The following is a 13,980-nucleotide window of genomic DNA, read 5'->3' on the forward strand; positions in this document are numbered from 1 at the left end:
TCTGTACGCCTCGAATCGCCCTCCCTCGCACATCCTTGGAGGAACAGCATAGGCGGACACTTCGTGTCCGTAGCAGCGACATTCTCACGGGATAGACTACAGCGCCGTCAACAACGCAAGTCCCAGCTGCGAGCCCTTTCCCGAACCGAGGCTAGGTGGACGAATCGAGCAAGAATCCCTCACCGGCCCAACTCCTTGTTCCCGCGCAAGCGGCTAGGCTAATGAAGGTAAGCCCGGCTGATCATTCCTTTCGTCAGCCAGCCTAGAGGGCTCACCTACTACGGTGAGCCTATCTCAATCTCGGACTGTCCGACGCCTCACCACCGTCCCTTTCAAAATTCTGTTATTAATTTTCTTTTTCCAAGAAATTTGATCAGGAGACAACTTTCGCTTATTCATGGTGCGTTTCAAGAACAAGTATTCGTTCTCACCGAACAGGTAACCCTTTTCCCAAGAGTACTCGATTAAATCTTCGTTTGCATTCGCGCTCGGATTAAGCGTAATTTTCCGCAATCCGGCAAACAGATTGCCCGTCTCGATTTGCAGGAAACGGTTGATACACACGTTGCCTACGTAAGTTTTGTTACCATTCCTAGAATTTATAATATAGCAGTGCTCTTTAATATCCTTCCCGCACGGACACTGATCAAACTCTTCACTAACCTCAACAGCGTGAAGTTTCCATTCAAGCCTAGCCCGATCGAACTCCGAGGCTACTGACAACTGCAATATGTGGGCCTTTAAACGCTCAAAATTATGACCTTCCACCCCTGGACTCCGAAATTAAAAACAACAAAAGCTCTTAGCCTGAGTTTACGACTTAGCGATATGCTGACGTGCCAAATCCAGCTTTCTGAAATGATCTCTCAAAGGTTTAGAGTCCAGATACGTGCCCGCCATGATCGAACGGAGACGATCCAGCGCTTCAAGCACCTCAATGCGGTTTTGGTAGCAAGGGATATCGTAGCCGCCATAGTAGGCATCTGGATCAAAGTCTGGATGGCGTTCACCCTTGTATTCGGCATCCATCCAGTTTTCCAGCTCAGCATGGAGCTCCGAGAGCTGCGTGCGGACAGTGAAAGGCATAGCTGTTGCGTACAAACGCTTAAGTATCCATCCCATTGCGTTATGGTCAGCGATGCTCATTTGCTGAGCTGGTCGCCAGTAGGAACCCCATCCTTCCTTGCGACGGTATTCGATCGCGTTTTTACTGGATCCGTACGTGGTACCAGGACGAGGCTTGCGCTTCTTCCCAGACTGCGCTCGTGCAGGGCTCACGAACTGGCTGCTGAAGTTTTCTGACTGAAAAGCCCAAGTACTAGCCTCACCTAAACTGAGGTGCTCCACCGTGGCGACGACACGGTTTATGAGATCGACGTCGTGCCCCAATAAATGCGGCGTCGCATAACCAGGGTTGTATAAACCTTCCCAGCCAGGCATTGCCAGCTTGAAGCCATTTTCGTTAGACCAGTCGTTGCGCCTAGCTTGATACTCAGGCGCAAGTACATGCCCATAGGGCTCATCAAGCATCAGCCATGCGCCGGTGTCGGCACACACCCAACGAGAGATATGATCTGAAGAAGGGAGTTCGCCTGCCCTCTCCATGGCTGACCACTGAACCTTCGTTGTTGCAGGCTGGAGCCGTGCAGCTTCCATGAATTGAAGAGAAAGAGCTGCACGAGTCAGCAACCCCTTTGCTTTCTCCAAGCTGTCGACAGTGCTCCTCATTTCGACATGATCCGACGACTCGACGAAGAACCCTTGTAGATTTTGAGCAAAGTGACATTGATGCTTGCCTAGGAAGTCTGTCAGCGGCCTCCGGAGTTTAATCCCAAGAACTTCAAGCCCAGTTGATCGTGGCTTTGTCGAAGAGTCACGCCAATACGCCGAGAGGTAAATGCTGTGCAGTGAAGGAGCACTCAGCCCGGCCTGCAGCACTCTGCGTGCGTGATGGTAGCTTTCGTAGCCGGACTGCTTTGCAGACAGATCCAAAGCAACAAGGTAGACGATTTCAGGGTTCAGGCCATTGATGCGCTTGGCCTTACGCTTGATACCGGAAAGGGTAGACGGACGAACGTCGGGAATGGTGCTCATGTTGGTTTCTCCGCCCCTAATGCAACGCCACCCGCCTACGCCGCCGCAGGGCCTCGAAATAACATGGCCTTGAGCATAAGAGAACCAACAGGTAGTGCCGTTTCCAGCTTTCAAAGACGGGTGTGATGCGCCTACCCTGCGCGGACATAAATCTAGCAAACCGGTTAACGAAAGCGCAAGCCCTCTCTACCTTGGTACCGGCGACCCTGTAGCAATGATGCGGCATTTCAATCTCTACCAAAAGGCTGGCTACCTTACAGAACCCAGCGATCCGGCACCTCGATGACGCCGGGATTCGAATAAGCCAGGGTTAGTACAAGTCCCGCCGTATTGGCCGCCTCTGAGCGCGGGATGTAGAAGCCCTCCGCTTCTGGAGGAGGCTTACGGCGCAACGTATCAGTGAGACCTCAGCCCGAAGCGCCAGGCGATCGGAAATAACCGCTGCAAGTCTCGATTTAGCTGACTCCAAAAACGACGAAGCCCGCACTAGGCGGGCTTTCGTTCGTCTTTTTCAGTTGGGATTATTAAGCCCCAATGTAAGCTGCAATTGATCCTTCAGATGGGCCACATGATATTCGAGCCCTCGTTTCTTCAAGCGCCATTCCATCAGCCCCCTTCCGTGCTTGCTCGCCTCATGCCGACTCTCATCCAACACCTTGCACGCTGCGTCGAAACGCTTTTTCACTGAAAAGGTGCCACGCAAAATTCTATCGATGGTCAAGTCGCACCAGCGAGAGAGCTTACGATCAATCTCCCTAACAAAATCGATCGCCACCTTCGGGTGCAGCCAAATGCCACCCGCTCGATCTCCACTGATCTGGATGAGCTCCTGAGGCCCTTCGGCACCTAGTGCAGTAGCAACATCAGCCAGATACTCCTGTGTCTCACGGGATCTCAACCAGCCGTCTACTGAAGCAGAATAAAGCTCCGCGACGTGGCTAGCATTCAACCAGCCGCTCGAGCTGAAAACGATGGTCTTATTTTGATAATCAATCTGGATCGAATTTTTCATATCAGGGCCTCCGCCCATTTTCTATAGACGTGCGTAAGTCTCACGAACGAGTGCTCGCGATTCTTCAGCCATTAGGCACGTAAATTAAGGGACACAAACTGCCGCTGGATGCGGCGATAGGAGAAAACCAAGACATAAAAAAACCGGCCAAAAAGCCGGTCTCTATGTCTTTATGATGCAATTACCACATCATAGGGTTTATATTGATTTAACTGTACATTTTGCGCAAGCCCCTCGTGAGACTATTTCTACTAAGAGGATTTGGTCATCCATCGGAGGCAGGAATGGCAGACGCGAAGGCTTGACCCCGCCGAGTCCTTAGTAAGCTCAGATTGGTCTCTGGTTGTGGGGCGGCGACAGGTTCTGCAGCTCATTGTCCTGCCTCGACTTGAGCGAGTGACGAGATTGCCAGGCTCGCAGTTGAGGTAATTGCCATCTTGCATGACCACCTTTTTACCTGGAGTGCGGCCTCCCTCAGCAATCAACTCAGCAAGGGGGAGATGACTACCGCCTGCCTCGCCTGCATAGCTGATCCTGATTCTGGCTCGACGACCTCTTTCAGCGAACAGGCTTTCCACGATCTGCTCAAGCCAGTGCTGATGAGAGCCTTCCGCCCCATATTCCCTGGCCAGGTTCTCTTTCTCCGAAGGCTTCAAGCTGCTGAACAGTGTTGCTGGTGATTGCGAGCGGATCGGCGTGAGGCCAGATAAGCTGATCTCGATGGTAATGCCGAGCCTATCTCGAGGGGTCTCTCCTCGAGGAAGCGCGAGCCACTGCTTAGGTTTCTTATACCCGTCGGAGCTCAGTTCTGATCTCCTGTCCAGGTAGATCCAGGTATCCTCGTAGGGGAAATACCCATACAGCATGAGCTCAAGCAAACGTGTCGTGGGAGGCGCCTTAAATTCGACGCCGTGGTATACCCCCCGCCGACTGAAATGATAGGCATGATGAAGTCGCAGCTTCGCCTCTGTCGGGGCTAGGAAATGGCTCGCGGGCGGGCATTTAAAAATCTCGTCCAAGTGGCCGATGAACTGGGCCTCTGCCTCAATGCAATCCAAACGATGGCCCTCCACCCCGAAAAGCTGCCACCACCGAACTGAGGCCTCATGCTCCATCCTTTCACGAATTTTGATCGCCAGCTCGCGATCTAAATACTCCTCCTCCTCAGCCGAGAGGCATCTTGCTTGTTTGGCCTTGGCACGTAGCCACGCCCAATTTCTTTCCCAATCACTGTAAGACACGAACACCTGACCTTAACGAGCATCTGAGCCGGTGATGCTGCTGGATTCCAACTCAGAACGAAAGATCCAAGAGGCAGATGTGAAGAAGCCCTCCTCTCCAGCGAGTCCTAGTCCTCGAATGTGCGAAACACTGACCCAAGCGCCAGCGCTCCGCTTCGTCTTCACACCCAAATGACCCTGCCCTCTCGCAGCCAGAAATGTGACTTACAGCCATTTTTTAGCCACACGGATGGATGCAGCGTTGGCCGCCCTAGGGGATCGGTACTGCATGTCCACCTTGGCGTCATATCCGGCGGCAGTGAAAGCTCAATCGTCCGACCACAACCACATGGACATTTGAACCCAACGCACCAGTCCTCCGCGCCATCCTTAACAAGAATTAGAGATCGAAAAGGCAGTTGGCTTGGCAGGACATCGCCTTGCACGACCTGCAATTTCCTAGCGGGGAGCAGGCCGTCTAACCAGCGGTAAACAGCTTTCTTTAAGGCCTTGAGCATCACACATCACCTGCCAAGTCAGCGATCCCGAGAAGCGGCTCAACGGCGCCGAGCGCAAGCCCTGGATCCGGGATCTTCGGAAAGTCATTTTCTGCGGTGAACTCCTGCTCTGCCTCTCTGAACTTGATTAACGTTCGCGCGTAGTTTCTGTTTGGCTCTTCACGCATCGGAAATGCTCTGGCCAAAAACTCCATCACACATGAGGATGCCGCTAGCATGTTCAGGGAAATCACAGCGGGAGCTTCCTCATGGAACCCTCGAATGTACCCATGCTGAATCTGCTGTTGATAGGCCTCAGGATTCGCAGCCAGAAGACTCTCGGCACGAAGCGATTCACCGGTGTAGACCTCACGATCAGCGAGAGATGATCCACCAGGCTGCACATAATCTATGCGGCCATAAACTCCCGCGATCATCACTCCCGATTCATCCTTCATCGTAGGAATGAGCACGCCAACATCAAAGAGCGGGATGAGAAAACGGCTAGCGATTCGATCAGCGATCATCCTGGCGTATCGCGTGTCCACACAGCAGAAGAGAATGTCCGCATCAGCTGCCGCTAATACTGCCTCGCGAGTCCCGATCGATTTTGCAATCGGGCGGGCCACTCCTTTACCCCGCACACGCTCGATGGAGCTCGCGAACATCTCCACCTTGGATGCAGAGTAGTTCGCGTCCTCCTGGGTGCTGTTCAAAATCCGATTGAGGTTTCTCTCCTCAACGCGGTCATGGTCAATCAAGATGATCTCGCCAAAGCCCAAACGGGTAACTTGCTCGGCCACAACTGAGCCAGTACCAGAGACCCCGATGACAGCCACGCTCAGCTTCGCCAACGCTTGGGTCATTTCAGAGGTGAATGCCATCGGCGCTCCAGATCTACCGTCCAGGACTACATGGTCTTCGACTTCGTCGAAATACAACCTTATGTCATCACCGATTACTGAGACCAGCCGTACATTGGTAGGGCATTGCGAATCATCGTACGTGCGAGCCACCACCCTGCCGTCCGGGATCATGACAGCTGAGCCATGGATCACTTCCACTCCAGCGTACAGCGATCGCATGGTGATCTGGTCGCTCTCATCATCCAGATCTGAGAAGCCCAAGAAACCGCCTGGATGAGAATGGACGAGCACGATTGAGGACTGAGTTTCCTCACTCTGAGCTATAGCAAGATCAAGGTACTCGCCAGGCCAATTCAAAAAATCCTTCTGCCTGACACACGCTCCATGGGGAACCGGGATCACAGATTTCGCGAGCAACTTGGTGCGCTCACCTTCGTGTCGCGTGCAGATGAGGATGGCCGCTGCCTCTAAACCGTCCCCCGGGAACAGATGCTCCCGGAGTGCGGAGTGCAGGGCTTCGGTCATTACGAGCGTCGCCCCAGCTTTCATTGACCAACCTCCTTGTGAAGGCAGCCTTCGACCAGAGCCAGTTGCGAAATGACGTTATCGGCATGCGGATTCCACGGAACAGTTGTCCGGTGGCGTGACCACCCCTGGAAGCCCAAACCGTCGATCTGAGCCGTCAGTTGCACGTTGGGAGGGAGCACACCTGTGGCCAGTGACACATGTGGGTACAAGTAGAAGCTATCCAACGGCTCGACCGGGTAACCTGCCAGGACTTGAATCGCCAGCTGAACATACTGGTGGTTGTAGCCCGCCGGCAGTTCATAGTTGTGGATCACCAAATAGCGCAGGCCATCTGTCCCGATGCAGGTTTCCCAGCACAAGCCAAGCTGGTCAAGGTACGCCGTGTCAGCTGGAAGCAAGTTGAAAACACGACGGGGCGCCGTTGCGACCTCACCGTTCCCAACATCCTTAGGAGTGAAGCGCAGCTTCTCAATGCCCGGAGCGCTGAGGTCAACGATCGCGTCCATGCTGGGCAGTTCGGAATGGTGCCCTGCAGCCGTGAGGGTAATCTTCCAATGCTGGGAGACATCCAGCCCAGCGCGCAAAGCGGCTTCACGAACAGTGACCTGTGGCTTGCCGAACTCCAAGGTACGACCTTGGATCTTGAGCTTCCAGATCGCCTCGCGAATGACAAAGCGCTCAATGCCCTCCTCACCCAGATTGATAACGTCAGCGTCTGCGATTTCGCGATCGACTTCTTCTTCCAGCTGCTGCACCAGGCGCATGTTCTCAGCAATCTGTGCCAGCTTCCGGACTGTGTGGCCATTGATGATCTTGCATGGCCATTCATAACGCTGGCCATCGACCGCGAAGAAGTAGGAGCGGTCAGATTCGACCACGATGAAGCGGCGCGACGTTGCCACCAAATCCACAAGCTCGTCCGGACGAATATCTTCGAATGCACCGGATGGAAGTGCCTGGAGAATCGTAGGCATCTGATCAGGGAGATAGCCACCGGCACGGGCAATCTGTGTACCGATCGGTGTCTCGTCGTTGATGGGAACCGGCTTGAATTCAAGATCCAATCCGGCGATGAAAATATGACTCTGAGTAATTTCGTTCATACGTATCTCCACACGCCTTTTCTCTGGCGTGAACAGGTGCCCCGACGGGCTTCGTGAGTGCGTCAGAGCAGCGAGTAGCCTTGACTACCCGATGGCGCATGAAGATACTGAATCTGTGCCTGCATTCTTCATGCACTCGCTGGGGCGCAATTGCAGTTGCGATTCCCAGCATCTCCGACTCGGTGAGCGGTCAATTTCTTTCTTCGCTAGTCCATCCTTGCCCCCTTAATTCCCCTTCCGTCGTAGCGTCTCCGCTCATCCGGACGTTAAGCCTATCCTCATTGTCATACGGCCAAGCTGACCAATGAGCACCTCAGCCTGCCTAAACGTAGAGCCCATTCCAACGATATTACAAAGCTCTACATTCCTTTTCACCGAACGCTGACATATCAGGCCACCGAACGACGACTTCACTGTGCGCCTGATCTAACCACCCTGTCAATAGGGTTTTTTTCGTTCGGTACAGTGGTACACTCACCGAACGACTTGGGAGGTGATTACGGTGGCATCAAGCCTTGGAATGAAAATCAGCGCCAGGAGGCGAGAGCTCGGCATTTCTCTGGAGCGCTTGGCGGAGCTAACAGACTCCAGCAAGAGCTACCTGTGGGAGCTCGAGAACCGAGACAAACCTAATCCGTCAATGGACAAGGTGAACAAGATTGCGCTCGCGTTGAATCTCGCGCCTGAAACACTGCTCGGAAGCGCTACAGAAACTTCTCAAGATGTGGAAACTGACAGCGCTTTCTTTAGGAAATATCAAGCGCTTGACGAAGGTGACAAGAAGCGCCTTCGAAAAATCGTGGACGATTGGTGGGAAGACTGACGATGCAAAAGAACCCGAAGAATGAAGCAAACAAAATCACGAAGGTTCTACGTACTGCTGGATTCGACCAGTTTCCAATCAAGGTTAGGGAGGTTGCGCTCGAGTACTCGAAAGCTGTGTGCCCTGAAGCACCTATTTCGGCTATCAAGCCGGTACCTATCCCTAGCTTTGAAGGCATGCTCAAAAAAAGCCCCAAGGGGGACAAATGGATCATTGGGGTCAACGAAAATGTGGCTTCATCGGGACGGATAAACTTCACGATCGCTCATGAGTTCGCTCACTACATACTTCATCGCGATCTGCAGCAGGATTTCCAATGCGCCCCCAAGGACATGCACACCTGGGATGCACTTGGGAAGAAAATTGAAGCAGAGGCAGACGTATTCGCCTCCTATCTCCTCATGCCCGCTGACGACTTCCGTAGCCAAGTGTCCGGTCATGAGCTTTCCATAGATTTGCTCAGGCATTGTGCGGATCGATATGACGTATCTCTCACCGCTGCAGCCCTCAAGTGGCGGGAGATTGCTCCTGGGCGGGTAGTCGTACTTGCCGCCAAGGATGGGTTCCTCGATTGGTCATCTTCGAATGATCGGGCATTCAAAAGCGGAGCCTACTTAGCCACCTCTAAGCAGCCCATCGAGGTGCCTGCGGCATCGGTGCTCACACGCTCTTTTCGTTCAGCATCGGGAGATAAGGCGCGAGTTGATGCGCGAGCTTGGTTCCCGAAAGAGCCCGAAGGGCTGGAAATCACAGAACACGCATTTGTGGTGGAAGGTGATGGGTACAACTACACCCTGGGAATCTTGACGCTGCCCGAGCGGGATCGCGAAGAGGATGACGAGGAAGATTTACTGGCCCCTCTTACGGGCATGCCTACATTTCGCTGAATGGTACCAGCTGAAGCGTGGGACGTACGATGACAAAGCACTGGCGAGTCGCAGTCTCCCGTAAAGCACCAATAAGATCTTACCCCAGCGGGTTTGCCCATGAGATAGCGCATAGCTGAAGCCATTCCCAGGTCGAAAATCCCGATGAACAAATCGCCACGGCGACAGACATCCCGGGATGTGTATCCCGCAGCAGCTCATGAGGCAGCGGAGCCATGCAGTTGCTGCCCTCAAGCCTCATCAGGTTCGGCATCTCAACCCCATCCTTACCCTTCCAAGAAGATCAGTCATCCCCCCCCAAACCACGTATGGTTACGTCGACTCGGGCGTGGTTTTCCCAGACGCTCGCGGCTCCGTCCGTCGCCTGACCAGCAATATGTTTGACGATTTTTTACAGTTATTGTTATAGTGAATCGTCAACCAAGAACACTGAGGTGCTTTATGGACTCGCACAGATCAATTCATGCAATAGTCGATACCCTGGCCGCTACCCTGGAAAAGGTTCCAGATGTAGCAGGTGGATCGGTGCGCGTGCTGAAGCTCCTAACCAATGTGTTCCAGCAGTGGTCTGAGGAAAAAACCAAGGAAAATCTCGGATCCTTGACTGATGCAGAGCTTCTCCAAAAGCTTGCAACCAGCGGATCTATTGCCGGGGCCCTGAGTACTCGGGAGACGCGAAAGCAAGCTCGACGCGTAGCCGCAAAGATTGAGTTCTTCGAACGACTCAAAGAGTTTGGCGGTGTACTGAAAAGTCAGGCTGTAGCGAGCGCCTTGGGTACGACGAGGCAAACCATTAATAACCACGTGAAGAAAGGTACTTTAATCGCGATCCAGGAAGGAAACGATTACCTCTACCCTGCATTCCAATTTGTGGGGGACGTGAAGTTGCCTCACCTCGAAGAAATTTTGGGTCTAATGAAAAAAAATGTCAGCGCTGAGGCTCAGTGTACATTTTTCCTAAACCCTATTGCCTTCGGTGATGGGCAGGTAGAGTTACCGTATGTAGTACTAAAAGGCGGAGCTAATGAGGAACAGTTGAGTGCGATCAAGCGTGAAGCTGCTCTTTTCATGAGCTCAACTCCTGCTTAAAAAACAGCGCACCCAAAGGTGGGGCGCTGTGTGAAGGGTAGCGGAGCTTAAGAGCCAAGCACCTTATAGCCGAGGATTTCGGTCATGATTTCCTCTGCATCAATGCTGTCTTCTTCAAAGCCTTCCGGAAGTTCTCCTTTGTACTCGAACTCCGAAAGCTTCGTCATCTTAACGGTCTTAACCGTTGTGGCCTCACCTGGTGCCGTCCACAGTGCATAACAACTGTGGCCGTCCGGGTGATGCCGTGACTCGTAAGCGATACCATCGAAAGGGTTGCCTGGCAACCTGGCCACCGCTGCCACAATTTCTTGCGTAAGCGTATAGTCAGGGCCGGTCACTTCGTCCACCGTCCGGTTCATTTTGGACAGACATAGCCTCAGATTCAGCAGCTTCAAATCTCGGGTCGTCTCAACTACACACATATCCCTTGTTTCGAGATCTGTGGCGTTGATTACGATACCCAGCCCTCTCGACTCCTTGGGCCGAAGCCTTCCGAACGTCTCGGCCAGCGCTCCGCTAGGGTGTTCAGCCCCATACCAGATCCCGATTTCTTTTTTGGGATCGTTAAACCTACCCAGTTCTTCAGGCTCTTGAGGGCATCCGTAGTACTCCGCATTCTCATGCCCGGAATCCTGAGCCCTGTAGGAAGTTGAGCCGCCCGGGAGCAGTTTTACGCTCAGCTTACCTCCAGAGTGCAGCTTTTGAACCAGTTGCTCGGTTTGTTTAATATCGTCGTCGCCTGTAGCCATTAATCACCTCGTTAAAGAAAAGTAGTGTCATAAGTTCACCATTCAAAGGTTTCTTACGAAAAGGACGCTGGAAACCCAGCGGCGTCGACACCCGCCGAGCGCACGCGAATTCTACCCTTCCATTTCAAGTAGTGGGCATTACTATTTGGCTGCCATCGCCCAGAGGGAAGTTGGCTTCCTATAGATGACTCTTCCCCTTCCGATAATGTTTTCTCGCTCCTCCCAACTACCACGTGATGATCTGGCGCGTGCATTTGCTTTCGGCTTACCCGCCAGTTCACGAGCTGTCTTCTCGATCACCACACTGAATTTCTTGCGCAACGTTCAGGGATTCGTTTTGGAAAGATCCCAGGCTGTCTTGCTACCCATCCCCTCCAGGCACTGCGGGCGATCACGCCCTACTCAGATCGTTGTTCGATAGCACCGCGATAGGTGTCTTGGCCAGGTCAGGTCGGAATACGCGCTCACACGCTGAACGTCACCACAGCCCAGATGACCAGTTCATCGCCCTCGAGGAAATAGCGCGACAGATAAGGGTAAGCCTGGGTATCGCGGCTGAGAGGACAAGACCATGCAAACTCAGGAAGAATCTCAATTGGGGCCGGCTTTAGCCGAGGTCTTGAGGACGAAACAGCGCGAACAATGGCTGACAGAGAACAGCGAAGCCGTAAATGCCCATAACGAAGACGTAGAAGCCCCTGGCGTTCAGCGACGACGTACGGAGCTTCTGATGTCTATCTCTCGCTAATTGGTTGTTTTTCGGCCTGCAACAACGAGCCTCAGATGAATATCCGGTGCTTCATCTCTCACCCGGTGGCGCGAGCCGAATAGCTTGCCGATACGAATATCGAGCGTTTCATCTTTCGGCTCTCCATCCCCGTTTGAGCCTTAAAACGCGGGCATCAGACGAATATCAGGAGTTTCATCTCCCACCGGCTGGAGCGGGATAAATCAGCTGACCGATACGAATATCGAGCGTTTCATCTCTCGACACTCCATCGCCGTTTGCGGCAGACAACGCGGGCCTGAGACGAATATCAGGAGTTTCATCTCCCATCTGAAGGCGCGGGCGAATAAGCTGGCGGATACGAATATCGAGAGCTCTGTCTCTCAACTCCAGGGTTGCTGAGGCACGCAACTCCGGGCCTCGGAGGAATATCAAGGTTTTCATCTCTCACCGGCTAGAGCGGGTCGGATTGCCTGGCTTAAACGAATATCGAGCGTTTCATCTCTCGGCTGTGTGGCTGTTGTCCAGCGCCGACGTGAGTTTCTACAGAAATTGCTGGCTGACTACGGATATTAAACGCAGCTACAGATTGAAAATGGCTTACAGCTGATGTGTCCGGTGCACCAGTATCAGCGTCCTGTTGCGCCACTGAAACGTTGCTGATTTAACCCCTCAACAACGCTCACCTGAGCGAAGCAATTCGCGAAAACTGCGCCGTCCAAAATCTCGCAGGAAGCTGCAGAGGACGTAGTTGCCGGTTTGAGATTCAAGAAGCCAGTAACGCCCCTCTTTCCATGCCCTCTGAATTTTTCCTGTACGAAGAAGGCCGCCATCTGCTGGGCGAAAAGCGTCACCTTGCCCAACATGATCGAAGGACACGCCCAGGCATGTGTCATCTGCGATGAAGGCGTCACTGACGAATGCAGTGACCGGCACCGAATACTTTCGGATGCTCGCTTGCCCGAGGCGGCAAAGCTGAAAGTCGGTCAACTCTTTGCTATGAAATTCGACTTCGATGATTTCAGACATCCCGAAAATACTCCAAAACGAATCCAGATGATTTGCCGGCGCGTTTCACTCGTCAGGCCGACATCGAAAAAGCTGCACCGACGGAGGCCTCTTTTCTCAGGCCCGCCCCCCAGAGGAGATACACGGTACTTTTGGTTTCAAACATGCAACCCTGGCTAAAAGACACGCCAAAGTTGCTGCGTACCCACATGCTGGGCTGAAATCGATTTCGACTATCGAAAACGACTTCGTGCGCATACATCGTTGCGGGAAGCAGACCGAGTCCGGTGAGCCTTTCTTTCTCACCCGAATTAACCGTAAGGTCGATCAAAATCCATTGCCGTACTACGCAAAATGGTTTCCCTGGGAACGCTTTTGCAGCCAACGCAATCAGCTCATCCTGGGTACCCTGCCAGCCAGCCATCACCTCCCCTGCGCCGTAAAGGAGCTGGGAAATTTCTTCCAATGTAACCATGTAAATTTCTCGAATTCGATTCAGGTGCAGCTGACACCGATAGTGGAGCCCGACGCCTACATGCAGTGAAACTCTGTCCGCGGAGTGTCATGACTGAACGACTGCATATCAAAGCTCGATCAAAAAATCCGGATCGAAACCAGTCTGTTGATTTGGATATCCGCGAGCATTGGAAACGACTCGGCATCCACACCTTAAGAAATCCGCTGCAATGTGTGTATGTCCGTAAACCCAAAGATCCGCCTTGCCCAGAAGCTCCGGCCAATCGTTGGCGTAGGCTGCGATCAGGTGTGCGGGAAGATCATCAGCCACGTGATCCAATGCCGGCGCATGGTGCGTAACTACAACGGTTTTGCCATCAAATGGTTTGCCCAGTTCCTGTGTGAGCCAAGCATAAGCTGCTTTAGATTTAGCGATCAGATCATCGGGACGAAGGCGTCGGTAACTCTCATCTGTTCTGATAACGGTGAAGTCGTTCATCCATTCCCAGGCGACGCGTTTCGCGGCAACGACATCTCCGGTCGAGGAGTAATCTGTCCAAGCTGTAGTGGCCAAAAACCTAGTTTGGTTCAGGATCAAAGCTTCGTTTTCCAGGACGTGGACATGAGGAGCTGCCGCCTCTTTCATTTTGCGAAGCGTGCGCCCGGTGTGGCCGCCGTAGTACTCATGATTTCCGCAGACGTAAATCACCGGGCAGTGGAATGTGTCGTTCGCCCATGAGACTCCACGCGATTTGATATCAATGTCGCCGGCCAGGATGACCACATCAGCATTGCTTGAGGCCGGCTCGAACCGAGCGAACTCGAGGTGCAGATCTGAGTAGACTTGAAGCTTCATTGCGTCGCCGTGTTGTTCAGTGTTGAGCACATTCCAGAATTGCTGAATGAGCAGTTTTCGTAACT

15 protein-coding genes are annotated in these 13,980 nt (G+C 53.1%); 4 read left to right on the plus strand and 11 right to left on the minus strand.

Features of this window, described 5'->3' with window-relative positions; genetic code table 11:
- Nucleotides 1-294: 294 nt before the first annotated feature.
- The 7 genes from AC3WWR_RS06320 to AC3WWR_RS06350 all read right to left on the minus strand — a co-directional run bounded on the left by AC3WWR_RS06320 (nt 295) and on the right by AC3WWR_RS06350 (nt 7,320).
- Nucleotides 295-768: a hypothetical protein gene (locus tag AC3WWR_RS06320; RefSeq protein WP_042955386.1), complete on the minus strand. Its 474-nt coding sequence runs from the start codon at nt 766-768 to the stop codon at nt 295-297.
- Between the two features lie 45 nt (nt 769-813).
- Nucleotides 814-2,094 carry a DUF5623 domain-containing protein gene (locus AC3WWR_RS06325; protein ID WP_102669260.1) on the minus strand — a complete coding sequence of 427 codons (1,281 nt, stop codon included), beginning with the start codon at nt 2,092-2,094 and terminating at the stop codon, nt 814-816.
- Between the two features lie 511 nt (nt 2,095-2,605).
- The gene (locus AC3WWR_RS06330) at nt 2,606-3,106 is read right to left on the minus strand and encodes a KilA-N domain-containing protein (RefSeq protein WP_042955387.1); all 501 of its coding nucleotides are present in this window, start codon (nt 3,104-3,106) and stop codon (nt 2,606-2,608) included.
- A gap of 251 nt (nt 3,107-3,357) precedes the next feature.
- Nucleotides 3,358-4,347 (minus strand): hypothetical protein, encoded by a 990-nt coding sequence (locus AC3WWR_RS06335; protein ID WP_042955388.1) that lies wholly within the window; start codon nt 4,345-4,347, stop codon nt 3,358-3,360.
- A gap of 161 nt (nt 4,348-4,508) precedes the next feature.
- Nucleotides 4,509-4,844, minus strand: a complete 336-nt coding sequence (locus AC3WWR_RS06340) for a ubiquitination-like system serine protease family protein (protein WP_081648157.1) — start codon at nt 4,842-4,844, stop codon at nt 4,509-4,511.
- Nucleotides 4,844-6,238, minus strand: a complete 1,395-nt coding sequence (locus tag AC3WWR_RS06345) for a ThiF family adenylyltransferase (protein WP_020797680.1) — start codon at nt 6,236-6,238, stop codon at nt 4,844-4,846. The genes AC3WWR_RS06340 and AC3WWR_RS06345 overlap by 1 nt, the downstream gene beginning before the upstream one ends.
- Nucleotides 6,235-7,320, minus strand: coding sequence for a multiubiquitin domain-containing protein (locus tag AC3WWR_RS06350; protein WP_020797681.1), 1,086 nt, complete (start codon nt 7,318-7,320; stop codon nt 6,235-6,237). The genes AC3WWR_RS06345 and AC3WWR_RS06350 overlap by 4 nt, the downstream gene beginning before the upstream one ends.
- Before the next feature lie 502 nt (nt 7,321-7,822).
- Here AC3WWR_RS06350 and AC3WWR_RS06355 point away from each other — a divergent pair.
- The 3 genes from AC3WWR_RS06355 to AC3WWR_RS06365 all read left to right on the plus strand — a co-directional run bounded on the left by AC3WWR_RS06355 (nt 7,823) and on the right by AC3WWR_RS06365 (nt 10,119).
- Nucleotides 7,823-8,143 (plus strand): helix-turn-helix domain-containing protein, encoded by a 321-nt coding sequence (locus AC3WWR_RS06355; RefSeq protein ID WP_042955404.1) that lies wholly within the window; start codon nt 7,823-7,825, stop codon nt 8,141-8,143.
- Between the two features lie 2 nt (nt 8,144-8,145).
- Nucleotides 8,146-9,030 (plus strand): ImmA/IrrE family metallo-endopeptidase, encoded by an 885-nt coding sequence (locus tag AC3WWR_RS06360; RefSeq protein ID WP_052024688.1) that lies wholly within the window; start codon nt 8,146-8,148, stop codon nt 9,028-9,030.
- 441 nt (nt 9,031-9,471) lie between these two features.
- Nucleotides 9,472-10,119: a hypothetical protein gene (locus AC3WWR_RS06365; RefSeq protein WP_020797684.1), complete on the plus strand. Its 648-nt coding sequence runs from the start codon at nt 9,472-9,474 to the stop codon at nt 10,117-10,119.
- A gap of 47 nt (nt 10,120-10,166) precedes the next feature.
- Here the strand turns inward: AC3WWR_RS06365 and AC3WWR_RS06370 are convergent, their stop codons facing one another.
- The gene (locus AC3WWR_RS06370; protein ID WP_042955389.1) at nt 10,167-10,868 is read right to left on the minus strand and encodes an RES family NAD+ phosphorylase; all 702 of its coding nucleotides are present in this window, start codon (nt 10,866-10,868) and stop codon (nt 10,167-10,169) included.
- A 571-nt stretch (nt 10,869-11,439) separates the two neighbouring features.
- On the opposite strand from AC3WWR_RS06370, the gene AC3WWR_RS06375 reads away from it, so the two are divergent.
- Nucleotides 11,440-11,616, plus strand: coding sequence for a type II toxin-antitoxin system CcdA family antitoxin (locus tag AC3WWR_RS06375; RefSeq protein ID WP_256228289.1), 177 nt, complete (start codon nt 11,440-11,442; stop codon nt 11,614-11,616).
- Nucleotides 11,617-12,267: 651 nt separating this feature from the next.
- On the opposite strand, the gene AC3WWR_RS06380 is transcribed toward AC3WWR_RS06375, so the two are convergent.
- From AC3WWR_RS06380 to AC3WWR_RS06390, 3 genes are all read right to left on the minus strand, one after another.
- A complete protein-coding gene (locus AC3WWR_RS06380) occupies nt 12,268-12,624 on the minus strand; it encodes a hypothetical protein (RefSeq protein ID WP_020797686.1) in 357 nt (118 codons plus the stop codon).
- A 52-nt stretch (nt 12,625-12,676) separates the two neighbouring features.
- A complete protein-coding gene (locus tag AC3WWR_RS06385) occupies nt 12,677-13,078 on the minus strand; it encodes a DUF6957 family protein (protein WP_042955390.1) in 402 nt (133 codons plus the stop codon).
- A gap of 108 nt (nt 13,079-13,186) precedes the next feature.
- Entirely contained in the window at nt 13,187-13,915 is a 729-nt protein-coding gene (locus tag AC3WWR_RS06390) for a metallophosphoesterase (RefSeq protein WP_042955391.1), read from the minus strand.
- Nucleotides 13,916-13,980 lie beyond the last annotated feature (65 nt).

The sequence above is a fragment of the Pseudomonas sp. EB271-G4-1 genome, assembly GCF_058791355.1.